Annotated in this window: 20 protein-coding genes; all 20 read left to right on the forward strand. The window is 37.8% G+C overall.

What is annotated here, in order from left to right; genetic code table 11:
* The first annotated feature begins 422 nt into the window (after window positions 1-422).
* The 20 genes from BLR42_RS15390 to BLR42_RS15485 all read left to right on the forward strand — a co-directional run bounded on the left by BLR42_RS15390 (window position 423) and on the right by BLR42_RS15485 (window position 25,354).
* Window positions 423-728, forward strand: a complete 306-nt coding sequence (locus tag BLR42_RS15390; protein WP_091870960.1) for a hypothetical protein — start codon at window positions 423-425, stop codon at window positions 726-728.
* 150 nt (window positions 729-878) lie between these two features.
* On the forward strand, window positions 879-2,696 hold the full coding sequence (locus tag BLR42_RS15395) for a motility associated factor glycosyltransferase family protein (protein ID WP_170832818.1): 1,818 nt from the start codon (window positions 879-881) through the stop codon (window positions 2,694-2,696).
* Window positions 2,697-2,743: 47 nt separating this feature from the next.
* Window positions 2,744-3,862, forward strand: coding sequence for an N-acetyl sugar amidotransferase (locus tag BLR42_RS15400; RefSeq protein WP_091870965.1), 1,119 nt, complete (start codon window positions 2,744-2,746; stop codon window positions 3,860-3,862).
* A 142-nt stretch (window positions 3,863-4,004) separates the two neighbouring features.
* Entirely contained in the window at window positions 4,005-5,852 is a 1,848-nt protein-coding gene (locus BLR42_RS15405) for a motility associated factor glycosyltransferase family protein (RefSeq protein WP_091870968.1), read from the forward strand.
* A gap of 33 nt (window positions 5,853-5,885) precedes the next feature.
* Complete coding sequence (locus tag BLR42_RS15410; RefSeq protein WP_170832819.1) at window positions 5,886-7,709, forward strand: motility associated factor glycosyltransferase family protein; 1,824 nt, start codon at window positions 5,886-5,888, stop codon at window positions 7,707-7,709.
* Between the two features lie 107 nt (window positions 7,710-7,816).
* Window positions 7,817-8,977 (forward strand): N-acetyl sugar amidotransferase, encoded by a 1,161-nt coding sequence (locus tag BLR42_RS15415; protein ID WP_091870973.1) that lies wholly within the window; start codon window positions 7,817-7,819, stop codon window positions 8,975-8,977.
* Window positions 8,978-9,005: 28 nt separating this feature from the next.
* Window positions 9,006-10,067, forward strand: coding sequence for a radical SAM/SPASM domain-containing protein (locus tag BLR42_RS15420; protein WP_091870976.1), 1,062 nt, complete (start codon window positions 9,006-9,008; stop codon window positions 10,065-10,067).
* Between the two features lie 30 nt (window positions 10,068-10,097).
* Window positions 10,098-11,165 carry a radical SAM/SPASM domain-containing protein gene (locus BLR42_RS15425; RefSeq protein WP_091870977.1) on the forward strand — a complete coding sequence of 356 codons (1,068 nt, stop codon included), beginning with the start codon at window positions 10,098-10,100 and terminating at the stop codon, window positions 11,163-11,165.
* Window positions 11,166-11,177: 12 nt separating this feature from the next.
* Window positions 11,178-12,002 (forward strand): transketolase, encoded by an 825-nt coding sequence (locus BLR42_RS15430; protein ID WP_091870980.1) that lies wholly within the window; start codon window positions 11,178-11,180, stop codon window positions 12,000-12,002.
* A gap of 47 nt (window positions 12,003-12,049) precedes the next feature.
* A complete protein-coding gene (locus BLR42_RS15435) occupies window positions 12,050-12,961 on the forward strand; it encodes a transketolase family protein (protein ID WP_091870983.1) in 912 nt (303 codons plus the stop codon).
* A gap of 15 nt (window positions 12,962-12,976) precedes the next feature.
* The gene (locus tag BLR42_RS15440) at window positions 12,977-13,639 is read left to right on the forward strand and encodes a class I SAM-dependent methyltransferase (protein ID WP_091870986.1); all 663 of its coding nucleotides are present in this window, start codon (window positions 12,977-12,979) and stop codon (window positions 13,637-13,639) included.
* Between the two features lie 16 nt (window positions 13,640-13,655).
* The gene (locus tag BLR42_RS15445; protein WP_170832820.1) at window positions 13,656-14,789 is read left to right on the forward strand and encodes a class I SAM-dependent methyltransferase; all 1,134 of its coding nucleotides are present in this window, start codon (window positions 13,656-13,658) and stop codon (window positions 14,787-14,789) included.
* A 47-nt stretch (window positions 14,790-14,836) separates the two neighbouring features.
* Window positions 14,837-15,712, forward strand: coding sequence for an SDR family oxidoreductase (locus BLR42_RS15450; protein ID WP_091870992.1), 876 nt, complete (start codon window positions 14,837-14,839; stop codon window positions 15,710-15,712).
* A gap of 78 nt (window positions 15,713-15,790) precedes the next feature.
* Window positions 15,791-17,872, forward strand: coding sequence for a glycosyltransferase family protein (locus BLR42_RS15455; protein ID WP_091870994.1), 2,082 nt, complete (start codon window positions 15,791-15,793; stop codon window positions 17,870-17,872).
* 63 nt (window positions 17,873-17,935) lie between these two features.
* On the forward strand, window positions 17,936-19,729 hold the full coding sequence (locus BLR42_RS15460; RefSeq protein ID WP_091870997.1) for a motility associated factor glycosyltransferase family protein: 1,794 nt from the start codon (window positions 17,936-17,938) through the stop codon (window positions 19,727-19,729).
* Window positions 19,730-20,082: 353 nt separating this feature from the next.
* Window positions 20,083-21,549, forward strand: a complete 1,467-nt coding sequence (locus tag BLR42_RS15465; protein WP_091871000.1) for a flagellin N-terminal helical domain-containing protein — start codon at window positions 20,083-20,085, stop codon at window positions 21,547-21,549.
* Window positions 21,550-21,833: 284 nt separating this feature from the next.
* Window positions 21,834-22,379, forward strand: a complete 546-nt coding sequence (locus tag BLR42_RS15470) for a D-glycero-alpha-D-manno-heptose-1,7-bisphosphate 7-phosphatase (RefSeq protein WP_091871003.1) — start codon at window positions 21,834-21,836, stop codon at window positions 22,377-22,379.
* Window positions 22,380-22,392: 13 nt separating this feature from the next.
* The gene (locus BLR42_RS15475; RefSeq protein WP_091871006.1) at window positions 22,393-22,671 is read left to right on the forward strand and encodes a hypothetical protein; all 279 of its coding nucleotides are present in this window, start codon (window positions 22,393-22,395) and stop codon (window positions 22,669-22,671) included.
* Window positions 22,672-22,715: 44 nt separating this feature from the next.
* Window positions 22,716-23,711 carry an SDR family oxidoreductase gene (locus tag BLR42_RS15480; protein WP_091871009.1) on the forward strand — a complete coding sequence of 332 codons (996 nt, stop codon included), beginning with the start codon at window positions 22,716-22,718 and terminating at the stop codon, window positions 23,709-23,711.
* 86 nt (window positions 23,712-23,797) lie between these two features.
* Window positions 23,798-25,354, forward strand: coding sequence for a PfkB family carbohydrate kinase (locus BLR42_RS15485; protein ID WP_091871012.1), 1,557 nt, complete (start codon window positions 23,798-23,800; stop codon window positions 25,352-25,354).
* Window positions 25,355-25,363: the final 9 nt, after the last annotated feature.

Here is a 25,363-nt window from a genome sequence, read left to right on the forward strand (position 1 = left end):
AGATGCTTTATCCGTTTTGCGAAAAATATCATATAACGTAGCAAGGCTGATGCAATTAGAAGATCCTGTGAACCGGATACAGATGATAGATATAATGGATGAAGTGGACTCGGATCTTACATGTGTGGCAAAGTTTATTTTTGAACCAATTCCCAGTATGTATTGATTTTTGAGAATAACAATACCTTTACTCCTTTTGATGACGCATAGGGATAACTATGCGCTTTTTTATGCTGAATATAGGATAATAACATCTCAAAAAGCAACTACTCCACCTGATTATGGCATTCTCCTGCACAAAAACTTCTTCATGAAACAACCCTACCCGCAAGGGAGAGCCCTTTTCAATTAGCGGTATTACATGGTATAATTGTCAATATATTATGCAAATTGTTAGATAATTTAAATGTGTAGGGGGATTTATGAGTCAGTTACAGGATATGGGTAGACAGGTTATAAATAATAATGAGAAAGCTGCCGATACTATATATCAGAGAAAACCCGGTGGACCGGAAATGATAGCGCCGGTATTAAAGCTTTTAGTTACATTTACAGAGCTACTTGTTCAAAGCGGTAAGGCTGATGCAGAGCATGCAGTACAAATGCAGAGGTGGCAGACTGATTTTACAAGACTTGCTGAGGCAAATGAAAAAGGAGATTTGATACTTGCTGCGGATATTTTGCATCATGATATAAATCCTGAAATAGAAGATTGGATGAAACAATAAATTGTATAATTACAGTGATGATGCTGTGACTTTCTGTATACATGCTTTTGAATTTAGCTACTTATGGACTTGAAATGAATACTATTGAGACGTCTAGATATGCATCAAATGAGATATTTGACTGTTGTAGGAATGAAAAAGAGGTTACTGATGACAGCTTTTGGATATGATGAAATATTAGTAGATGAAAAGCTTAGAGAAAAGAACTTTGATGCATACGAAAGTACTTATGGAATAAGACCTGTAATAGATTCTCTAGAAGGTGAAAAATTCAGTATAAGAGTTGCTAAAGATGGAGAGTTTGTATTATATGTTAAGACTAAAGAATCCTTGATCAGGATGAATAGCTTATACAGTCCAAAATATGAAGCACAAAGGTGGGCGGAAAAAGACTTTTTTAGTAAGAAAAATAAGACAATTCTTATTATGGGTTTATCCACAGGGGTATATTTGAATAGACTTGTTGAATTGTATAAGGAAGATACACGGTTTATTGTATATGAGCCAGCAGAGGGACTTTTTTCATTCTTGTGCGGATTTATTGATTTCTGCGATTTGATTTGTGACAGAGAACATGTTTTTCTTATGGTTTCTGTCAAACAGGCTCCTGCATACACAGCAGAATTGATTAAAAATATTGAAGAGAGAAGACCTGATATTTATTCTGTAATTACACCAGGATATGATCAAGATTCTTTTTTTTATGAGATTTGTGAAAAGGCAAAGGTTATAAACGAAACGGCAATAGGATTTCAGCTTAAATGGGCTAAAGGTGCTTTAAAAAACAGAATATTTGCATGGACGAACTTAACGGATAATTCATGGTTAAAGGATTTATCTTGTAGAATACCGGATGATTTGCCTGCGGTAATAGTTTCAGCAGGTCCATCTCTCAAAAAGAACGTGGATGTTTTAAAAAAAATAAAAGGGCATGCTCTTATTATCTGTGTTGATAGGGCAGTAAGTACACTTGCGGAACATGGAATAGTTCCTGATGTTATTACGTCTGTGGATCCTGCTAAAGGTGCAGAGTATGTTGTGTCAGATATAACGATGGAAGTACCACTTATATGTTCTTTGCAGGTAAACGCAGATATCCAGAAATATTTCATGGGGAGGAGCGTCTTTTTTGATCATATAAGCCCGGAGGAAGAGTTGTTTGGGAAAGAAATATTTAATAATGTAGAAGAAATGGAAATGGGAGGGAATGTTTCCGGTGCCAGTTTTGCTGTGTGTTTAAAAATGAATATTAGAACGATAATTCTTATCGGACAGGATTTGGCTTTTTTGAATGGGCAACATCATTCGGATGGAAAAAATGATGGAGCGCCTGTAGGGAATAAGGTGTTGGTGGAAGGCATTGATGGTTCAATGATTGAGACTACCGACATCTGGTGTGCATTTAAAGATTTTTTTGAAAGACAAATTGCTTTACATGAAGAAATTCGTGTTATTGATGCGACAGAGGGAGGAGCGCTTATAAATGGTACCGAGTTGATGACTTTAAGGCAAGTATCAGATGAGGTATGTGTGAATGAATTCAATATAGAAAGCTTATTCAAGGATTTACCACGGGCAATTTCAGAGGAAGAGTATGAAAATAGTGCTGGAGTAATTAGTAAGTGGATTGATGAACTGGATATTATTAAAAGAGATGCAATGGAGCTTACGGAGATATGTGAATCATTATTTAAGGTTTGCAAGTATCATAATATAAACGATACAAAAAATTTAAAAAAGCTAAAGAGGTTGGAGTTTTTGCGCTATGAGCTTTCAAATAATCACCCTAATGTCTTGCTCGAGAAATATTGGATAGAAGATATTTGTTCAATTCCAGACAGGCAGTTAATGCTAAGAACAAATGATGAAGCTATTGTGGGATTGGAGGAGTGCATAAAGTATTACCGCAAACTGCCTGATTATTGCAAATCGTTACAAGAAGAGCTACGAAATACATATAATTTATGATAAAAAAGGAACTTAGAGTCCTGTGATAGATTCAGGAGGCAAGTGAAATGCGATACTGTAAAAAATGTGTTATGCCTAATACACGTCCGGGTATTTCGTTTAATGAGGATGGGATTTGTTCTGCATGTCAAGCATATGAAAACCGTAAGAATGTAAATTGGGAAAACAGATGGAAAGAATTAGAGTCTATTTGTGACAAGTATCGCGGAATGAATGGAGATGCTCCAGATTGTGCAATAGCTGTATCTGGGGGGAAGGATTCATATTATCAAGTCTATCTGATGAAATATTTATTAAATATGAACCCTATTCTTTTTTCTGTGGAAGATAATTTTCCGATGACTAATGCAGGGGTACATAACCTTAAAAACTTATCAGAAGAGTTTGCCTGTAACATAGTAAGCATGAAACCAAATATTCAGGCTCAGAAGAAGATCATGCGCTATATGTTTGAACATTATGGGAAACCAACGTGGTATATTGATCGCCTTATTTATACTTATCCACTCTATATGGCAAATAAGTTTAATACCCCACTTATAGTATATGGAGAAAATGTTAGTTACGAATATGGCGGGAAGGATGCAAACGAAACATATTCAGCTAGAAATCAGCTTAGTAATGGAGTGGCTTCTGAAGTAGATGAAGCAGAACTGATTGAAAATACGGGGGTTTCTTCAAAGGACCTATATTTTACAAGAACTCCAAAAGATGAAGAATTGAATAAGCTTGATCCAATTTATATATCCTATTTTGTCCAGTGGAACAGCTTTAAAAATTATGAATTTGCAAAAAAACATGGCTTCCATGATCTGACGCATGAATGGGACAGGACGCATCATGTGGAGAATTTTGATCAGATAGATAGTCGTGCTTACTTGGTTCATTCCTGGTTAAAATACCCAAAGTTTGGACATGGTGCAGCGACAGACTATTCTTCCCGTATGATTAGGTATGGTTTGATCACGCGAGAGGAAGGAATAGAGAAGGTTAGAAAATTTGATCATGCTCTTGATCCTAAATGTGTACAGGATTTCTGTGAGTTTTGTAACTATTCGGAGGCAGAATTCTGGAAGATAGTGGACAGTCTTTATAATAAAGATCTTTTTGAAAAGAATGAATATGACTGCTGGGTTTTGAAGCGCCCAATATGGAAAAAACTCTGAATTACAGGATATGAATAGCCGGGATTTTTGGGTAATTTTCTGTACAGAGCAGCAATGTAAATGTCGATCGTGCGCAGAAGCGTATTAGTAGCATAGGGTGTGTTCGGTTTATGTTTTCTATAAATATAGAGGCGATAGCTATATGGTTATTGAGGGCGGAATAATAAGGGAATGCAGGGTGGATGAGACTCTGAGAGCAAATAATTTCAACGCTTTTGAGGAGCGTTATGGTTTGCGCCCACAAATAGATCCAAACGAAAGTAAAAAATATAGAATGACATTAGCCCAAAACGGAGAATTTGTTCTTGAAATAATAGGTGCTTCTCCTTTTGGTGATTTACGAATGAATAGCAGCTACTCTCCGTCTTATGAAGCTATCAGATGGGCAGATAGGCTGAATGTTATAAACAGAAGAACTTCAATACTGTTATTGGGGTTTTCAACAGGCGTATATCTTTGGGCACTAATGAGGAAGTTACGACCGGATACTACATTTTATGTATTTGAACCGGAGGAAGGTTTATTCTCTTTTGTATGTGCTCATATTGATCTCTCTGAAGAAATAAGAAATAACAGGATAAGGCTTTATATTACAGAGTCACAAAGAAAGAGAATTGATTATGATATGCTCTGGGAAATCTCAACATATCGGCCTGAGATTTCGGCTATAGAGACTCCTTTTTATGCTTCAAATGAAAGATTTAAAAGTATCTGCAGTGCGCTTGAAAAAAATGCCAGTTCAATGAGAAGCTTTCAGAGAGTGCATGGAAGAAGAACTCTTAGCTGTAGAATGTATGCCTGGAATCACATGCAACAAGCAGCGTCGATAATTGACCTGGAGAAGAGGATACCAAAGGATATACCCGTGGTAATAGTTGCATCAGGGCCATCCCTTCGCAAAAATGTAGAAATTCTCAAAAAAATAAAGGGGCACGCACTAATTATCTGTTGTGACAGATCGGTGAAATTACTTGATGAACATGGTATTGAACCAGATATTATCACTTCACTTGATACTGAGAAGGATCCGGAATTCCTCAGGGGGAAGGTGACGGAAAATGTATCGCTTTTGTGTTCTTATCAGTTAAATGATGTAACACAGAGGGAATACCTTGGACGAAGTATATATTATTATGCCTTAAAGCATGAAAGAATGCTTTTCGGTGATAAAGTTGACAATGGAAATGGCTTTGATCATGGTGGAAATATAGCAGGGAGTTCTTTTTCTCTTTGTAGAGTAATGGGGATTAAGACAATAATTCTTATTGGCCAGGACCTTGCATATCTAAACGGAGAATCCCACGCAGTTGGAGAAGATAAGGATATAGAGAGTATACAAGATGTGGAGATAGAAGGTATGGACGGACGCCCTATAATGTCAAATATTATGTGGGTGAAATTTAGAGACTTCTATGAGAGGCAGATTCGGTTGTATCCGGAACTAAGAGTTATAAATGCTACAGAGGGAGGTGCCATGATACATGGTTCAGAAGTCATGACGCTTTCTGAGGTTGCGGATAATGTTTGCAAAAAGGCATACGATGTAAAAGGAATATTCAATAATCTTCCGAGTGTTCAAACAAGGGAAGAATATAAAGAAACTTTGAAGAAGTTAAGTGAGTGGTTGGAAGAGCTGGATTTTGTCGCGGCAGCTTCGGAAGAACTTTCAGATGTATGCAGACAACTTTTGAATATATGTAAATTTAAAGATATTACTGACCCACATAATGAAAATAAACTGCAGAAAATGGATGAGTTAAGAAAAAGGATTATTGCATCGCCGGTGAACTCTTTACTGGAGGATTACTGGATAGAGGATATATATTCGATACCGGATGCGACTATGGTACTTAGAAACAATGAAGAAGCTATACCGGTATTTGAAGATGCAATTACGTACTATACAAGGCTTCCTGATGATTGTATGAGCCTAAAAGAAGAATTAGTCAGAAGGATTAATGAGGGTAAAGCTGATTATAAAATGAATTGATAGTTGTTTCGTTTTGAAGTGATGAGGTCACTAATGGCTGGAGAAAAAGATTTAGTTCTGAATGATAATCTCAGAGAAAGAAACTTTATTTTATTTGAAGCCAGATATGGGTTCAGACCAAGTATTGATCCGATGGAAAATGAGAAGTATTACATGCGGTTATCATTGTCCGGAGAGCCTGTTTTGTATATAAGGGGTGCAGCACCATATGGGGATTTGCGAATGATCAGCAGCTATGACCCTGATTATGAGGCTAAAAAATGGGCTGAAAAACAGAAGGTGATAAACAGAAAGACATCTTTTGCAATATTGGGATTTTCCACAGGAGCATATTTGAAGGCATTAACTAAGGTATTGAGGCCAGATACCATGTTTTATGTGTTTGAACCATTGGAAGATTTGTTTGCATTTGTCTGCGGATTTGTTGATTTGACAATTTTCCTTATGAATATGAGAATAAGGTTTTTCATAAATGAAAACCAACGCAATCATTTATCTGATTTGATGATAAATGATGCTGTTAGTAACAGACCTGAATTCTATGGAGTATATACTCCCTTTTATGGGGTAAATGCAGAGTTTGATAATATTTGCGATGAAGTTGGAAGGGTTTTTGAGGCAAATAAGAATTACCAGAACAGTTATGGAAGAATATCTTTCGAGTGTAGATTGTACTCTTGGAACCATATGAGAAATTCATACTTTATTTCTGACCTGATTAAACTGATACCGGAAGGAGTTCCTGCTATTATTGTTTCTGCAGGCCCTTCATTAAGGAAGAATGTAAGAGCGCTTGAGCGTGTTAAAAACAAGGCAATTATTATATGTACCGACAGAGCTATAAGCGTTTTGAATGAGTTTGGAATTGTTCCTGATTTTATAACCAGTCTTGATCCGATTAAAAATCCGGATTACCTGGATGTGGAGGTTTCAAAGAATGTTCCTCTTATCTGTTCTCATCAGGTAAACATTGAGACACAGAAGCGCTTTTCAGGAAAGTGTATATTTTATCATGCACTTCGATACGAGAGATACATACTTGGAGACAAGGTATTGGATGACAGTGGGTTGGATCAGGGAGGAAATGTGGCAGGCGGATCCTTTGTGCTATGCAAAATGCTCGGAATCAAGACAATTATATTGATTGGACAGGATCTGGCTCATCTGAATGGCAAACATCATGCCGATAATGTTGAAGAAGTTGATGATGATCTTCTCCCTATTAAAGAGATTGAAGGTATTGATGGAAGCATGGTCACATCAAATGATATGTGGATCGCATTTAAGGAATTTTTTGAAAGACAAATAAAGATGGACTCATCTATCAGAGTCATAGATGCTACAGAAGGTGGAGCTAAGATTTATGGGACGGAAATCATGACTTTATCTGAAACGATAGATACAGTTTGTAATAAAGAGTATAACATAGCAGATATCTTCGTGAAGTTACCTAAGGGACAGACGGATGAGGAGTATAAAGAAACTGTCGAGAGAGAAAGACAATATATTAAGGATCTTAATTCAATAGCAGAAAATGCAAAAGAAGCAGAGAAGATTTGTGATCAACTTCTAAAAGTGTGTAAATATCAGGATATTGCTGATCCTAAATATATGAAAAAGTTGAATAAGCTTGATGAGTACAGAGCTGCAATTTATGACAAGACAGCCTATTATTTGATGGAAGATTTCTGGATTAAGGATTTGTACGATATTCCGGATTATACATTTATGGTCAGAAATAATGAAGAGGCCTTGCCGGTATTTACGAATGCAGTTGCTTTTTATCACAACTTACCAAAGGAATGTGATTCGTTAAAAGAAAAAATAAAAGAAGCTATTGATGAAGGTATGAATTAGCTAAGATAAGGCATGAGTTTCGATATAAAAATGGTGGCGGCTTTTATTGCAGGTGGTTTTTTATAATAGTTGAACAGGACATATTTTTCTTGAAGGGGGTAATGAAAATGAAGAAGCACAATTTGATTGAAATGTACAATCTGCCAAAAGAGGTTAAGTACTGCAAGAGATGCACCATTTCGAATCAAAGACCAAGGATTACATTTGATTCGGAAGGTATATGCAGTGCATGTCGTTTTGCGGAAAAGAAGCAAAATACAATAGACTGGGAGGCAAGAGATAAGGAACTTAAGGAGCTTTGCGACAGGTTTAGAAAAGATGATGGCTCATATGATGTGATAGTTCCATGCTCAGGTGGAAAGGATGGCAGTTTTGTTGCACATCAGTTAAAGACAGTGTATGGAATGCATCCCTTGACAGTGACATGGGCGTCCCTTGTTGACTCCCCTGTGGGTAAGCGCAATCTTTCTAATTTCATTGAAGCAGGCTTTGATAATATACTTTTTTCTCCAAATCAGAAAGTCAAAAGACAACTGACAAAATTGTCCTTTGAAATAATGGGTGATCCGTTTCAGCCGTTTATTTATGGTCAGACGAATTTTCCTTTGAAGATAAGTGTGGAATATAATATACCGCTTATTATGTATGGCGAGAATGGTGAAGTTGAATATGGCGGAGATATGAAGAATGCTGACTCTCCTACAAGAGAGATAACCGATCACAACAAGCATTATTTTTCTAATATTCCTCCGGAAAAGTTTCTTGAATATGGAATTACCAAACAGGATCTATATCCGTATATGGCGCCAGATTATGAAAAGATAAAGGCAAATGGTACGGAAATACACTTTATGTCCTATTACAAAAAGTGGAATCCAAGGGGGAATTACGAATATTGTAAAAAGAATACTGGATTTTTGCCTTCAGAGGAAAGAACTATTGGTACATATACGAATTTTGCATCGCTTGATGATGAAATTGACGGATTCCATTATTGGCTTGCATTTATCAAGTTTGGAATTGGACGTGCTACTGCAGATGCGGCTCATGAAATACGCGATGGTTATATGACAAGAGAAGACGGGATAGAGCTTATCAAGAGATATGATGGCGAATTCCCTGAGAAGTACTTTAAAACTTTTTTGGACTATTGTGATATTTCGGAAATTGAATTTTGGAGAATAATTGATTCCTGGAGATCTGATCACATCTGGATGAAGAAGGATGGCAAATGGGAACTTAGAAATCCTATTTGGAAAGAAAATTAGGCATTTATTTTTTCGAGGGGGAAAGAAAATGTCAGATAAAATCAGAATGGATTCACACAAATTAATATACCACCCTGACAGGGTGGCGGCATGGCAGCGAGGCGAGCTCATCTATCCCATAGAAATGGAAATTGGGATTAGCGGAGCTTGCAATCATCGCTGCATTTTTTGTGCAGTAGATTATATGGAGTATCAGCCCAGGATGCTTGATAAGGATGTACTGATACGGAATCTTGAGATTCTTGGGAGAAAAGGGCTAAAGAGCATTATCTATGCAGGAGAGGGTGAACCTATGGCTCATCCTAAGGCACCTGAGATTATCAATGCCACAAAGGACAATGGAATAGATGCTGCAATGTCAACTAACGGAGCTCTCTTTACAGGTGAAAAAGCAGCAGATTGTCTTAAGTCATTGACTTGGGTCAGATACAGTATAGCCGGAGCAACAGATAAAACATATGAATATATTCATCAGTGCAAAAAAGGTGATCTTCAAAAGGTCTTAAAGAACATGGAGGACACAGTAAAGGTTAAGAGAAACCAAAAATTGAAGACTACTCTTGGAGCACAGCTCCTTCTTCTTCCGGAAAACAAAGATGAAGTGGTTACGCTCGGGAAGATGATGAAAGAGATTGGTTTTGATTATTTCACTGTTAAGCCATTTTCACAGCACCCCTCAAGCAAGGCAAAGCTTCAGGTCGATTATTCTGAAGCAGAAGATATAGGTAAGGAACTCAGAACTCTTCAGACAGATGATTTCAAGATATACTTCCGGTCTCAGTCAATAGAGAACCTTGGAATGGAAAAACCGTATCATGATTGCTGCGGACTTCATTTTATGGCTTATATGGATTCCGCTGGAGAAGTATTTCCCTGCATAGTTTTTATGGGGCAGGATGAGTACATATATGGAAATATCAATAATGAGGACTTCGATAAAATATGGGAATCTGAACGAGCTAAGAATATTAGAAACATATTCTGTGGTGATTTTATAAAAAAGAATTGTCGTAAGAATTGCAGACTAGATGAGATGAATAAATATCTTGAGGAATTACGTTATCCAGGAGAACATATAAATTTTATCTAATGAGTCGATAGGACCATGATTGGAGGGAATATGGACAAGGCCACACCATATAGTAATCTCAAAATTTTCGCACATGCTGAGGCACTTAATAAGATAGGAAATGGGGAAAGAATTGCACCCATATATATAAGGATCAAGCCGACAAATTATTGTAATCATCGATGCTATTACTGCAGTTATGCAGACAGTGCCCTTGGACTGCGCGATTCTGTCAACAAGCAGGATCAGATACCATGGGATAAAATGCAGGAAATAATTAACGATATGGGTGATATGGGGGTCAAGGCGGTTACCTTCAGCGGGGGTGGCGAACCTTTGGTATATCCGCATATTGTGCAGGCAATGGAAGGAATGCTTGATAAAAAAATCGATCTGTCCATTATCACTAACGGTCAATTGTTAAAGGATGAAAAGGCAGAGGTACTTACTAAAGCCAAATGGGTTAGAGTATCTTTTGATTCTGCAAATGCTGCCACATACGCAAGGACAAGAAGTATTCCAGAATCAGCTTTTGAAGAGACCTGTGAAAATCTAAAGCATTTTGCAAAGATTAAGGGGAATGACTGTGAGCTAGGTGTCAATTTTGTAATCAATCATGAAAATGCTGATCAGGTGCTTGAGATGGCTAAGCTTACGAAGCAGCTTGGCGTAAATCACATAAAGTTTGCTGCAAGGGTTACAAAGGACTTATTTGAATACCATGCTCCCTTTAAAGAATCTGTAATCGAGCAGCTTCATAAGGCGGAGGAATTAAATGGGGATGGTTTCAGGGTTATAAATAAGTACGAAGGTGATTTTGATTCAGCACTTGTTTTTAGCAGAAAATATGATAAATGCTACATTAATCGAATATTCTGCGTTATTGCAGCAGACAGCAAAGTTTATTTTTGTCATGATAAGGCTTATGTTGCTTCAGGCGTTGTGGGAGATTTGGTGGACAGGTCATTTAAGGATTTGTGGTTCGATCCGGAAGTAGTAAAGCGATATAAAGAATTTGATGCCTGCAAAGAATGTAATCATCATTGTGTATACGATGACAGGAATGAACTGCTTAACACTTTCTTTAGTCTTGATAAAAAGCATATCAATTTCATTTAAAAGGGACAGGTTATGAACAATACTGTAGAGTATGCAAAAAGAATACGCAAAAATATTTATAGAATAGCACATGCATCAGGTGGTGGACACCTGGCGGGAGCGTTGTCTATGGCGGATCTGATAGCGGTTATCTATTTTGGCGATGTGCTTAAGTATGATGCCCAAAATCCTAAGTGGGAAGATCGGGACTTCTTTATCCTTAGTAAGGGACATGCAAGCTATGCATTATATTCCGCTCTTCAGATGGCAGGTTTTTTTGAAGAAAAGGAATTATGGAATGTTGGAAGACCAGGCTCAAGCTTTGGAGAGCATCCTAAACTGGGGGATATTCCAGGCGTTGAAGCTTCGACAGGTGCGCTGGGGCACGGATTGTCCTTTAGCATTGGAATTGCGTATGCAAACATGGTGGATAATAAAGAGAACCATGTATATGCAATACTTGGTGATGGTGAATGTCAGGAAGGATCCATATGGGAAGGTGCTTTATCAGCACCTACATTGGGACTTGATAATCTCACCGTGATAGTGGATCACAATAAGCTTCAGGCGATGGATAAATTGGAAAATATTGTTAATATGAAGCCTTTTGGAGATAAATGGCGTGCATTTGGCTGGCATGTAATAGAGATAGATGGGCATAACCATTCTGAAATAAGAGAGGCTCTGCTACATAGAGAAGACGGAAAGCCTGTCTTGGTGATAGCTAATACAATTAAGGGAAAAGGCGTATCATTTATGGAGAATAAGCCAATCTGGCATTGCAGAATGCCTAATGAGGAAGAACTGCCAATCCTTATGAGGGAACTTGAAATCAGTGATGAAGAATTGATTCATTAGTATAACGATGCAAGCTTATCTCATAATTAATGGAGGACACCTGCAAAATGAGAACTGCATATCTTAATACACTTTATGATCTGGCAATGAATGATAAGAGAGTTTATGCACTGATATCTGATAACGGAGCAATAGTATACGATAAGTACAGGAAGGATCTTTCAGAACAATACCTGAATATCGGAATATCAGAGGCAAACATGCTTGGCATGGCAGCAGGTATGGCAAGCAGAGGTAAGATTCCTTTTGCATATACGATAGGTTCTTTTTTGGCATATCGCGCCTATGAATTCATTCGTAATGATGTGTGCCTTCAGAATCAGAATGTAAAAATAGTTGGAACCGGAGCAGGAGAGGTTTACAGTGCGCTTGGCCCTACCCATCATACCACGGAGGATTTGGGCGGCCTTAGAAGTTTGCCCAATCTGACAATATTGTCTCCAGCAAGCCCTATGGAAGTTATGAAGGCAACCAGAGCAGCATACGAATTCAACGGACCTATCTATTTAAGGCTCGGAACTAATAAAGAACCTGAAATTTATGACAATGATTATGAGTATGTTATCGGTAAAGGAATTGCTCTAAGAGATGGTGACGATTTGACCATTGTAGGAACCGGAAGCATTCTCAAGGACGTGTTGGACGTGGTAGATAAGCTAAAAAGTGATGGGATTAGTATACGTGTCATCAACATACATACTATCAAACCTTTTGACAGAGAAATTATTGAAGCTGCGATAGATGAGACTGGAAAAATATTAACAGTTGAAGATCATAATGTTATCGGTGGTATAGGCAGTGCTGTTTCCGAAGTAATAGCTGAATATGGTAAGGCTGTGGAATTTAAGAGAATAGGTTTGAAAGGCTTTTCCAGCGGTTATGGGACTTATGCGGAAGTTAAACAAAACAACGGTGTTGGAAAAGAACAAATAGCACAGGCAATAAGGGATCTGATGTGAAAGAGGAAGGTATTAATGGCATATATAGATTTTGTATCCGATCTTCATAAGGCTACTAAGAGAGATTATGTAGGACGTGTCATAAGCGATGATAAAGCCGAGTGCGCTGTTGTGGCAAAAAAATATGGCTATGATTATTGGGATGGTGACAGAAAGTATGGGTATGGCGGTTATCGCTATGATGGAAGATGGCGCATAGTCGCTGAGCGTATGGCTGAGCATTACGATATAAAACCGGGCCAGAAAATACTTGATGTGGGTTGCGGAATGGCACATCTATTATATGAGTTTACACAAGTAGTGCCGGGTGTGGAAGTGTATGGGATAGACATATCCGATTATGCATTGGAACATGCCAAGGAAGAAATCAGGGATCGGATAAAATACGGAGAAGCACAGAATATTCCTTATGACGATAACGAGTTTGACCTGGTGATATCACTTACTACGCTGCATAATCTGAAGGTATATGATTTAAAAAAAGCCATCATGGAAATAGAACGGGTGAGTAAGGGGGATAGCTATATCATGGTCGAATCATTCAGAAATGACCGTGAAGAGATGAATATGCTATATTGGCAGCTTACCTGCGCAAGCTATTATGCTGTTGATGAGTGGGAATGGTTATATAAGGAATGGGGCTACACAGGGGATTACAGTTTCATTTTCTTTGAATGATATAAGGATTATTTGTATGAAGAATGATTACCTGGATTTCTATGGAAAAAATAAAATATCTCCTGTAAATCAGGATATCACGGATATTGAAGTTCACTATAAGCGTAGACAAAAACTGTATCGACAGTGCGGATTGCCGACTGTGGCCTTTAAAGGGGCACAGATGCTGGAAGTTGGTCCGGGAGGTGGGCATAATGCGCTTGCCCCTATTCACTGGGGGGTAGAGCATATTGATCTGGTTGAGCCGAATTTGACAGGTGTTGAAAGAATAAGAGAACTTTTTTCTCAGAGAGGGATTAGTGAATATAAATATTCAATAATCAATGAGCAGATAGAGAATTACAGGAGTGATAAGAAATACGATATTGTGGTAGCTGAAGGCTTTCTTGGATATGTTCCGAACGCGAGAGATATCTGCAAGAAACTAATTACTCTTACTAATGATGGTGGCGTTATAGCCATTACATGTTCTGATGATATCTGCATTTTTATTGAACTTATGAAAAGATTGATAGGTCTGTATTTAACAAAGGATATCAAGGCTCTTGATGATAAAGTAAGATTTTTAATTCCTATATTTGAAAAACAGCTTGCAGCTTTAAGAGGTGTATCAAGACCTGCAAAGGATTGGATAGAAGATAATATTTTCAATCCTGCATTTTCTAATGGATGCGAATATAGCGTGGGAGACGCATTAGATACCTTTGATGGTTGCGATTTATTGGGCGGAAGTCCCAACATTTTCACAAATTATTCCTGGTATAAAGATATCTGGTACGACGAACTGTCTGATTACAAAGAGCAGTTTAATACAAAACGGATGAGCTTTATAATGGCAGGTCTTAATGAGAATAAGCTTGATGCTTCGGAAAGTGCCAGACTTGTGGAATTCTTTTCAAAGATAAAGAGTCTTGAAAACACCTATGAACAGGAATATGACGAGACTATTTTACGTGAAATAGTCGAAAATCTGAAGGAACATAGACCTGAAATGAATGTTTTAGGAAATGACTTTTGCCTTGTGTATGATGAAATAATAAATGCATTGGATGAGGTTTTATCCGGTGAAAGGGTTGATATGTCAAAATATCCTGACTTTTTCAAGGCATTTGGAAGAGGATTGCAATATCTTGCATTTATGAAAAAGTAATATGCTCATCATTTTGAAGTAACAATTGACAGAAGGAACTAAGAAAAATGATTTTTATAGTCGGTGCAACAGGTTTAATTGGTAAGCGGTTATATGATTTATGTAAGGAACAAAATCTAAATGTTCTTGGTACTTCTACGACGGGGCAACAGGATGGGATTGAAAAATATTGCATAGGTGATGATGACCCCGAACGTCTTTTGAAGTATTTTGAGCCAGAAAAGAAGCAAGAGAATGTGGCAGTTATAACAGGTGCTATAACAAATCTGAATGAGTGTTACAAAAACAGAGCGTTATCAGAAAAAGTTAATGTGGTTGGAACCAAATTACTTATAGAAAAGCTTCATCAGGCTGGGATAAAGATAGTCTTTTTGTCAAGTGATTGCGTTTTTGATGGAAAAGAAGGCCATTATACTGAAGAGTCGCCAACAAACCCTGTATGTGTCTATGGAGAACAAAAAGAGGCAATAGAGAAATATATATTAGAAAATATAAGTGACGGACTTATATACAGAATATCTAAGCAATATGATCTTTCTTGTGAAGGAAAGCATCTTTTTGCGGATTTATATAATGGTGCCAAGAAAGGGAAAATCCGTTGTATAGAGGGGCTTGTTTTTAATCCTACTTATGTAGGAGATACTGCAGAATGTATATTAAGTGGAATAGATAGAGGCCTTATCGGACTTTATAATGTTGCAGCGCCTGAAAGCTATAGCAGATACAATCTCGCCAAAGAAATGGCTAAGGCGTTGAATGTTGATGAAACAACGGAGATTACATGTGAGCCATTGAATAGTTTTTCATTTCCCGAAGATAGGCCTTTAAATCTTTCTTTAGATACTTCAAAGATTGAAAGTGTAATAGAAATAGAATTCAAAAAAGCGTTATCTATGATAGAAACATATGTGGATAATATTTGATTTTAAATGCTTTTTATTGGCGAGGTGGATAGGAAGCGGACGAGATGAACGAGCTTGAATAAAGAGTAGGAGCATAGTATGACCGAAGATCAGAATAATAACTTATTTGACCAATCGATAGTATCTGTTCATACATTTATAGAAAAGGGTTTTTTATCGGAAGCAATGCAGATGATTGGAGCTATGGAAAAGGCGTTTCCTGATAAAAGAGCAGATTTATTATGGGAAAAAGTATATGTATATGAAGCTGAAAGTGATGATGAAGAAATAATAAAATTACTTATTGAATTATTTGAAGTTTATCATGACAAAAATGCTTATACTCTTTTGGATGATAATTATTTTGATAGATTTATTCCCTATTCTCAGCAGGCTTATAGTAGAAATAAGAAATTATTTAAGGATTACAAGTTTTTTTATGGAGAATCAAAAGATTTGCCGGATTGGCAGGTCTTTTATTGCGGGGAAAAACTGATAATTGCTGTTAATAGAAAAGAGAAGCTTTTCAAAGGATTTGTGAAAAATGAGATTGATTTTAGTCGGTTGTCAAGAAAGTGTACATTTATAGAAAATATAGTATTTCGGGACCAAATGGATCTGATAATAGAAAAGACTCAATTGGTGGGGGAGACAGTTGGGGCTAAAAATGCAGTTTATTTTGCGTTTCAGGAATGGGAATGGGAAGTGTTTATGCAGATAGGCACTTCGTATGAAGAATTATGCGATAATAGGTGTTTTTTTCTTGTGGGAGAAGAAGGGGTTCGCAAATGTTACAGTGATTTAGAAACAGAGTTTCCAGCTGAACATATATGTACATGTAATTATGAAAGTAGTCTGTATAGGTATGTGGATGAAATAATTTTTGATTATTATAAAGAGTATGATGGAGCTAAACAAAGAATACAGGACTATTATAGTGACGAGGCGGCAAAAAAAGAATCTGAGATTCGAATAAGAGAAAAGAAACCACGTATTCTTTTTTGGACATCAAGATTTACTACAGTATTACAGTATCATTGTAAAAATACGATGGATGCAGCAATTAATTGTGGATGTGAATGCCGCTTGCTTAAGGAGTCTGATGACGCCAAGCGATTGACAATGTTTAAAATCGCTAAAGTGATGGACGAATTTAGGCCGGATGTTATCTTTATACTTGATCATTTCAGGTTTGAGAATGGCAGAGAGTTTCCCAACAATATATTTTATGTTACTTGGATTCAGGATCCGATGCCTCATATTATGGATCCAAGTTCAAATTCCAAGCTGATAAAACGTGATATTTTATTGAATCATTTATTTACATATAAAGTGCTCGCAGACATATACGGAGAAAGACTGATAGATGCTCCGGTACCTGCTAATCCCAATATCTATAAACCCTATGAAATAAGTGAAGAAGAAAAGCAAAAGTATTCCGCTGACATTTGTTTTGTATGTCATGCAAGTGATGTCAATGTGTGGATTGAAGAAACTGTTGGCAGATTTAATATGGATGAAAAAACTCAAAATATATTCAGATTAATTTTTGATAAATATGAAAAAATGGCTTACATGGGTGAGTTTTTGTACAGTGAAGAAGAGTTTAGGATATTTATCAGGGATGGATTTGATGAACAGGGATATGTTTTAAATGAATCTGCCGTTAATCTAATGGCAAATGAAACATATACATGGTTCAATCAAAGAGTTTTCAGACAAGTGCTGGTTGATTGGATATTAGAAGCCGGGTTCGATAATATTAAACTGTGGGGTAACGGATGGAAGACCAATCCCAAATATGAAAAGTATGCTATGGGACCGGCTGAAAACGGGGAGGTATTATCTAAAATTTACCAGTCATCCAAAATCGTTATGGGGAATAATATTGTGACAACTGCCGCAGCAAGAGCCTGGGAGAGTATGCTGAGTGGGGCATTTTATCTGTCGAACTATATACCTCCTGAACATGATTGGTGTGATATTCATAAAATCATGCCGGAGGGAACTGTGGAGTACTTCAGGTCAAAAGAAGAACTGATTGATAAACTTCATTACTTCCTTGAACATGAAGATGAAAGAAAGGCGGTTGCTACTAAGTGCAAGGAAGGGGCATTACAGAGAATGACATTTGAAGCATTGATGAAAAAACTGCTGGATATTTTGCCTGAATATTTATGAAGCTAGACAGGTTATAAAGAGAATAGGGTTAGAAGTACAGAATGGATAGGACTTAAAGTACGAATGAAGATTGACGAATTTCTTAGAAAACAAAATATGGAGTCTTTTGAGAAGAGGTATGGTGAAAAACTCGAAGTTAGTGGTATCGAGGAACAGCTATATTATTTCGAAAAGGCAAAAAATGGCGAAACAATCATATTCGTACGAGGAGAGCAATCCGGTGATGACATCAGATTGAATAGTTCATACAGCCCATCATACGAAGCAGAGCGTTGGGCTCAAAAGCAAGGAAGAATATACAGAAAAGCCATTGTTGTGATGCTTGGTATATCTAATGGTAGTTTTCTACGATCGCTCATGAAGAAAATGAGGTGGGACACGACTTTTTACGTGTTTGAACCAAATGAGAGTTTGTTTTCTTTTTTGTGCGGATGTTGTGATATAACTGACATAATTAAGGATAACAGAGTTACTTTATTTATAACAGAAAAGCAAAAAAAACTAATGGTGGAAAGTATTCTTCCTGAAGTTGCTGCTTTTGCGCCGGAAATTATTGGTGTAATCACACCATTTTATTCTGAAAATGAGATATTTAATAAGCTATGTCATGAATTGGAGGCCTTGGTTGGCTTTAAACGTGCATTTCTAAAAGGAGGGAGTAAAGAGGCATTAAGGTGTAGAATGCATGGATGGAAGAATGCTCAAAAAGCACATTTTTTGCCTGAATTGAAAGAGAAAATCCCTGATGATATCCCGGTGGTTATAGTGGCAGCAGGACCTTCTTTAAATAAAAATGTCCATATTTTGAAAGAGATGAAAGGAAAATGCTTTATATTGTCCACAGATCGTGCGGTAGGTGCACTGGATAAACACGGAATAGTGCCAGATGCCATAGTTACTTTGGATAGTTTTAAAGATCCTATGTTTATGGATGTACCAGTTGCCAGAAAAGCATATCTTATATGCTCGTATCAGGCTAATTATAGAGCGCAGGAAATGTTTGGAAATAGATGTATATATTATCATGCCCAAAGATATGAACAGGAACTATTCGGAGATAAGGTAGGAGTTCAACATTTTGATCAAGGTGGTAATGTAGCAGGGGGATGCCTGAATATTTGTGAAGCATTGGGAGTAAAGACTGTAATTCTTATAGGACAGGATTTGGCTTTTGAAGGTGATAAGCATCATGTGGACGATATTGAGGATAAAGATATGGATACAAACGTGATTATGCTTGAAGGTATAAATGGTCAGCCGGTTAGATCAAGTGAGGTGTGGATGGCAAATAGAGACTTTATAGAAAGACGCATTGCAGCTTGTCCAAACAGCCAGGTGATTGATGCAACAGAAGGCGGGGCTTTGATTCATGGTAGCAGGATTATGTCGTTAAGAGAAGTCTCTGAAGAAATATGTGTCAAGGAGTATGATGTCGATGGAATTATGAGTCAATTGGATAACATTCAGAATGATTATACTTATGAAGAGTTATTGAATAAAATACGAAAATGGTGCGATGATTTGGATGAGTTAGCTCAGCGTGCCAGAGAAGTTGAAGATTTATGTATACAACTTTTAAGAGTAAGTAAGTATCATGATATATGTGATCCTAAGTATGCTAAGAAGAAAAGCAAGCTTCAAAAATTAAGATTTGAAATAATTGATATGACTGTAAATGCAATGATAGAAGCATTTTGGTTGGATGATATATATGAAAAACCCGATATACTCATGCAGCTTAATGATAATGAGGAAGCATGCGTGACGTTGGATATGGCTGCAAAATATTATCATAATCTTCCGAATGAGGCAGATAGTCTTAAAAAGGAGTTGCAAAAAGTTTTTGATATTATATAGGGACAACATGTTTCAGAAGGAGAGGGAATTCTGTAAATCATTGAGAAAAAACATAAAAATATAATAGAATTAGATAAAGCGAAGATGCGCTTAAATACAGCGTTTCTTCGCTTTTTTGTACTTATTTTCAAACAAAATGAAATAAAAATTCAAAAAAAATTTTAAAAAGGGGTTAAGTAATCAAAAATCGGAACGATATATAGAGTGTAAAACAAATAAAACATCGTCAAGGATGATCGATGTGGGAGCGCACTCAACTTAATAAGTAACTATTATTTTGAATTAAAGTATCAAGCAGCAGGCTCGGACTCTACGGATCAGAGGGAGAGACTGCACCCACATGGAGGTATAATATGGTTATCCAGCATAATTTAACGGCGATGAATTCTAACAGAATGCTTGGCATTACAACAAGTGGTCAGGCAAAGTCTTCTGAAAAACTTTCCTCAGGTTATAAAATAAACAGAGCAGCGGATGATGCAGCAGGATTATCCATCAGTGAAAAAATGAGAAAGCAGATGAGAGGTCTTGATAGAGCATCAACAAATGCTGATGATGGCGTAAGTGCAGTACAGACAGCAGAAGGTGCACTCACAGAAGTACACGATATGCTTCAGAGAATGAATGAGCTTGCAGTACAGGCAGCTAATGGAACAAACAGTCAGGTTGACCGTGATGCCATTCAAAACGAGATAGCTCAGCTTACAACAGAAATAGATCGAGTTGCGGAGACAACTAAATTTAACGAGACCTACCTTCTTAAGGGAGGCACCGGAAATTATAATAAATACATGGTTACACATGATGCAGGACTAGATGGAACTCTTGCAGATTTAGGATCATATGGCACATTTACCTGTTATCTCAAATCTAGTGATGATACAAAGATTGCAGGAAAAGAATATCACTTGTATGATCAGAGCATGGATACAATAGGCTATTTACAGGCAGGTATTTCTGCGGCACTTGCATCAACCACATCCGTTACAATAAATGGTACAACTTATGTTCCGGCAATAAGTTCGTACGATAGTCAGACACCGGTATTCAAAGTTGGTGATCAGGAGTATTCAAGAGAAGAACTTCAGGCAAAAGTAATAGACGGAGCAAAGGTATTCATACCAGCAGGTACATCCCCTGGTGAGACTGGAAGTACAAGAGTAGCTGTAGATGCGGGTCTTTCAAAGAATATTACTATAGCTTCTGCAGTTGAGAAAATGAATGAAGCATTGAAACAGGCTAATCTGATCGGTGTTGATAGCAATAAGGTCAATATGGTGCAGGTTGGATGCAGAGCAACTACAGGTACAGCAACAACATCCGGATATGGTGAGCGCGTAACGGCGGCAACAAACGATGAGACTATATTAACATTCTCAATTCAAAAAGGAACTGCCAGAGTAGCTAAAGATCTTGGATTACAGCTTCATGTAGGTTCTGATGCAGATATGACCAACAAGATAATGATGAATGTTCAGGTAATGAATTCTGCAAATCTTGGAATACAGCAGCTTCAGGTATCTGATCCTCTTGGCATCGCAGCAACATACGCAATAGATGCAATCGAAGATGCACTTAAGGTTGTATCCGAGCAAAGATCAGAACTCGGTGCTATCCAGAATAGGTTAGAGCATACAATCAAGAACCTGGATAACGTAGTTGAGAATACAACAGCCGCTGAGTCCAGAATCAGAGATACAGATATGGCAGAAGAGATGGTTACCTACAGCAAGAACAACATCCTCGCACAGGCAGGACAGTCCATGCTGGCTCAGGCAAACCAGAGTACACAGGGTGTTATGTCACTACTTCAGGGCTAATAATAAAAATACACAGTTTCAAAATAAATCTTCCAAGGCGCTCTCCATACGGAGGGCGCCTTTTTTAGAGAATGACTTTTAAATGTATTTATGAATAATTTATTATTAAAATATTCAAAATGACGATATAATATATATGGATACACGATTTTTTTGTTTAATGAATTTCGAATGCTATGGGTAATCAGAAGGAGAGAAAATACGGGGCGTCTTTTGATGATTGCGAAGGCTTTGATGTTTAGGAAGAGAGAAGAATATAGCAGAAGTAAATTCTGAAATGCAGTATGATGAAAAAAGCGATTTTTTTGGACAGAGATGGAGTCATAACCGTAGAAAAGGGTTATGCGATTTCTTCAATTGAGGAACTGGAGATATATTCCTATGCGTCAGGGTGTATAGAAACTATTAAGGAGCTTGGATACCTGACAATAATCATTACTAATCAGAGTGCAGTTGCCAAGGGGCTATATTCTGAAGACGATTTGAAAGAAATGAATCGAATTGTAATGGAACAAACAGGAGTTGATGCCCTGTATTATTGCCCACATCATCCGCAGGGTATTGTCTCAAAGTACGCAAATGTATGCAATTGCCGCAAACCCAAGACTGGGATGATAGATCAGGCATGCAAGGATTATGATATTGACCTTAGCAGGTCGTTCATGGTTGGAGATCGTGCCTGTGACATTTTTCTGGGACAAAATGTTGGAGTGAAGACTGTTCTTTTAAATTCCGGTTATGGAGAAGATGGTTTGGAGGAAGAATGCAAGCCGGATCTTATCATGGATGATTTGAGGCAATTTGCAAATTATTTGATAGAATATCATTAAGGAGAGAAAGCATATGGGACTTTTTGATGATTGGGAAGGTTTTGATGTTCAGGAAGAAAGACGGAAAGGAAGAGAAGCTGGAATAGAAGAGGGAATAGAAAAAGGGAGAGAACAACTTCTTGTTGAAAAAGTATATAAAAAACTAACCAAAGGAAAAGACGCCATAGCAATTGCGGACGAACTAGAGGAACCAATTGAGTATGTAGAAAAGGTTATTGACATCATTAACAAGAACGGAACTTCAGTTGACATAAATTCAGTAGTAGAGGAACTAAAAACTGAAAAGGTATAACAGTTGAAAATTGATAGTTGTCATTAGTATGAGGGGGATTATTCATGAAAACTATTGTAACAGGTGGCTGTGGTTTTATAGGTTCACACATGGTGGACAGACTTCTTGCTGAAGGCCATGAGGTGACTGTAATTGATAATTGCAGCACAGGAAGACTTGAGAATCTTGAGCATCAAAAAGGCAATCCTTCGCTCAAGGTTGTTGTTGAAGATATTTGTAATACGGATAAGATTATGCCTTTGTTTGAGGGCATCGACTGGGTATTTCATTTTGCGGCTCTCGCAGACATAGTACCCTCGATTCAGCATCCTGATGAATATTTTCATTCTAATGTAGATGGAACCTTCTCGGTTCTGCAGGCAGCCAAGGCAGCAGGTGTAAAGCGGTTTATGTATACCGCTTCGTCGTCATGCTACGGCATTCCAGATAAATTCCCGACAGATGAAAAAGCAGATATAAGACCTGAGTATCCTTATGCACTTACTAAGAGACTCGGTGAAGAGCTGGCGCTCCACTACGCGAAGGTGTATGGACTACCGGTTGTTTCGCTGTGTCTCTTTAATGTATATGGACCACGCTCACGTACTTCAGGAACCTATGGTGCGGTGTTTGGGGTGTTCCTTGGACAGAAGCTCGCAGGAAAACCGTTCACAGTTGTGGGAACAGGTGAACAGACAAGAGACTTCACCTATGTGACAGATATTGTTGATGCATTCTACACAGCAGCAAAATCGGATGTTGTGGGTGAACGTTTCAATGTTGGAAGTGAGCACACCTATTCAGTCAACAGACTGGTGGAGCTTTTGGGTGGAACGGAAGAAAACGTGGTTTATATTCCCAAGCGTCCCGGTGAGCCGGATTGTACCTATGCAGATACATCTAAGATAGCGAAGATGCTTGGATGGCATCCACAGATAACTCTGGAGCAGGGAGTTCAGAACATCTTGGATAACATAGATTATTGGAGAAAAGCGCCGGTTTGGACACCTGAGACAATCAAGGATGCAACTGCAGACTGGTTTAAATATTTAGGAAAGTAAATAATTGAAAAAGAAATTTATGGTGTGAGTTTTTGCTTCTTCCAAGTGAAGAGAAAGTCAGGATTTCTGGCATATGAGGGGATTAAATGAGAACACCGGCTGATAAAATTATTTCCAGAGATGATTTTCCAAAGATCAGGGACAAGTTAAAAAAAGAAGGCAAGAAAATAGTGCTTTGTCACGGAGTTTTTGACCTTGTTCATCAGGGACACTTAGAGCATTTCGCAGATGCAAAAAAGCAGGGAGATGTTCTGGTTGTCTCTGTTACTGCTGCAAAATATGTAAACAAAGGCCCCGGAAGACCATATTTTGGAGACTCTGAAAGACTGAATTTTATAGCTAATCTGGAAATAGTCGACTATGTACTATTAAGTGAAGCGGTTACCGTGCATGACATAGTAAGAGCAGTTCAGCCGGACATTTATGCTAAGGGTAAGGAATATGCTGTTGCTAAAAATGACCTCACCGGGAACATAGGGAGTGAAGAAGCGATAGTAAGAGAATATGGCGGAGAGATCTATTACACAGAAGGAAAAGTGTTCAGTTCCACAAAACTTCTTAATAACTTCTTTTCAGCTCTCCCTGAAAATGTCGTTGACTATGCAAATAAGCTTAAAAAGAAGTACGGAGACGATGTACTGTCTCAGATAAGAGAAAAAATAGAGGCCTTTAAAAAGAAAAAGGTGCTTGTTGTTGGAGATGTGATTTTTGATGAATACTCCTTTGTGAATATTCAAGGCGTAACCATGAAGGATGGTAGTCTCTCCACCTTTTTTGAGGAAAAGGAGAGATATGCAGGAGGGTCTCTTGCTATAGCTAGGCATCTTTCAGAGTTTGCAGGGAAGGTCACCTTGTGTTCAATGATCGGAACCGAGCCGGGATATATGGACTTTATCAGAGAATCAATGGAAGGGGTAAAGCTTGAAATTATTGAAGATGAAGAGTTTGTAACTCCGGTTAAGCACAGATATGTTAAGTCCAACAAGCAGCGTCAGGACTATGACAAGCTTTTTTCGGTAAATACACTTATGAGACGACATGACATCAGACATCACGATTACAGTGCTTTTTACAATAAACTAAAAAAGCTTATTCCTAAATATGATGTTGTGATAATTGGTGATTTTGGTCATGGACTCATCGATCAGAATGCCAGAGATATTATCCAGGAAAAATCAAAGTTTCTGGCACTGAATGTACAGACTAACTCAGCAAATATGGGTATGAATCTCATTACCAAGTATGACAGAGCAGACTCATTCGTGGTAGACGAGAGAGAGCTTAAGATGGCATTTGGTCAGCACCTTGCAGGAAAGGATAAGCTTCTTGAAAAGCTTATCCAGAAGATGAGCACAAACGTAGGGTGGGTAACTGTTGGAGCCATGGGTGCAATAGGAATGAGACCTTCTGCTAAGCAAAAGGCACTATGTCCTGCACTTACGTTAGAGGTTACGGACACTGTAGGTGCCGGCGATGCATTTTTTGCACTTGCATCTATGTGCGCTGAATCTGATATTCCTGTTGATATGGCGACGCTTGTTGCCAATGTGGCAGCAGCACTTAAGACAAATGTTATAGGTAATAAGGATTATGTTCATAAAGTAGATCTGCTCAAATTCTTAAGTACAGTGCTTAATGTATGATCTATGCCG

It is taken from the genome of Butyrivibrio sp. INlla16, assembly GCF_900104155.1.
GTDB lineage: Bacteria > Bacillota > Clostridia > Lachnospirales > Lachnospiraceae > Butyrivibrio.

What these genes read in the sequence shown, in the direction of transcription:
- BLR42_RS15390 (WP_091870960.1), top strand. Translation starts at nt 423, where the DNA reads ATGAGTCAGTTACAGGATATGGGTAGACAGGTTATAAATAATAATGAG.
- BLR42_RS15395 (WP_170832818.1), top strand. Translation starts at nt 879, where the DNA reads ATGACAGCTTTTGGATATGATGAAATATTAGTAGATGAAAAGCTTAGA.
- BLR42_RS15400 (WP_091870965.1), top strand. Translation starts at nt 2,744, where the DNA reads ATGCGATACTGTAAAAAATGTGTTATGCCTAATACACGTCCGGGTATT.
- BLR42_RS15405 (WP_091870968.1), top strand. Translation starts at nt 4,005, where the DNA reads ATGGTTATTGAGGGCGGAATAATAAGGGAATGCAGGGTGGATGAGACT.
- BLR42_RS15410 (WP_170832819.1), top strand. Translation starts at nt 5,886, where the DNA reads ATGGCTGGAGAAAAAGATTTAGTTCTGAATGATAATCTCAGAGAAAGA.
- BLR42_RS15415 (WP_091870973.1), top strand. Translation starts at nt 7,817, where the DNA reads ATGAAGAAGCACAATTTGATTGAAATGTACAATCTGCCAAAAGAGGTT.
- BLR42_RS15420 (WP_091870976.1), top strand. Translation starts at nt 9,006, where the DNA reads ATGTCAGATAAAATCAGAATGGATTCACACAAATTAATATACCACCCT.
- BLR42_RS15425 (WP_091870977.1), top strand. Translation starts at nt 10,098, where the DNA reads ATGGACAAGGCCACACCATATAGTAATCTCAAAATTTTCGCACATGCT.
- BLR42_RS15430 (WP_091870980.1), top strand. Translation starts at nt 11,178, where the DNA reads ATGAACAATACTGTAGAGTATGCAAAAAGAATACGCAAAAATATTTAT.
- BLR42_RS15435 (WP_091870983.1), top strand. Translation starts at nt 12,050, where the DNA reads ATGAGAACTGCATATCTTAATACACTTTATGATCTGGCAATGAATGAT.
- BLR42_RS15440 (WP_091870986.1), top strand. Translation starts at nt 12,977, where the DNA reads ATGGCATATATAGATTTTGTATCCGATCTTCATAAGGCTACTAAGAGA.
- BLR42_RS15445 (WP_170832820.1), top strand. Translation starts at nt 13,656, where the DNA reads ATGAAGAATGATTACCTGGATTTCTATGGAAAAAATAAAATATCTCCT.
- BLR42_RS15450 (WP_091870992.1), top strand. Translation starts at nt 14,837, where the DNA reads ATGATTTTTATAGTCGGTGCAACAGGTTTAATTGGTAAGCGGTTATAT.
- BLR42_RS15455 (WP_091870994.1), top strand. Translation starts at nt 15,791, where the DNA reads ATGACCGAAGATCAGAATAATAACTTATTTGACCAATCGATAGTATCT.
- BLR42_RS15460 (WP_091870997.1), top strand. Translation starts at nt 17,936, where the DNA reads ATGAAGATTGACGAATTTCTTAGAAAACAAAATATGGAGTCTTTTGAG.
- BLR42_RS15465 (WP_091871000.1), top strand. Translation starts at nt 20,083, where the DNA reads ATGGTTATCCAGCATAATTTAACGGCGATGAATTCTAACAGAATGCTT.
- BLR42_RS15470 (WP_091871003.1), top strand. Translation starts at nt 21,834, where the DNA reads ATGATGAAAAAAGCGATTTTTTTGGACAGAGATGGAGTCATAACCGTA.
- BLR42_RS15475 (WP_091871006.1), top strand. Translation starts at nt 22,393, where the DNA reads ATGGGACTTTTTGATGATTGGGAAGGTTTTGATGTTCAGGAAGAAAGA.
- BLR42_RS15480 (WP_091871009.1), top strand. Translation starts at nt 22,716, where the DNA reads ATGAAAACTATTGTAACAGGTGGCTGTGGTTTTATAGGTTCACACATG.
- BLR42_RS15485 (WP_091871012.1), top strand. Translation starts at nt 23,798, where the DNA reads ATGAGAACACCGGCTGATAAAATTATTTCCAGAGATGATTTTCCAAAG.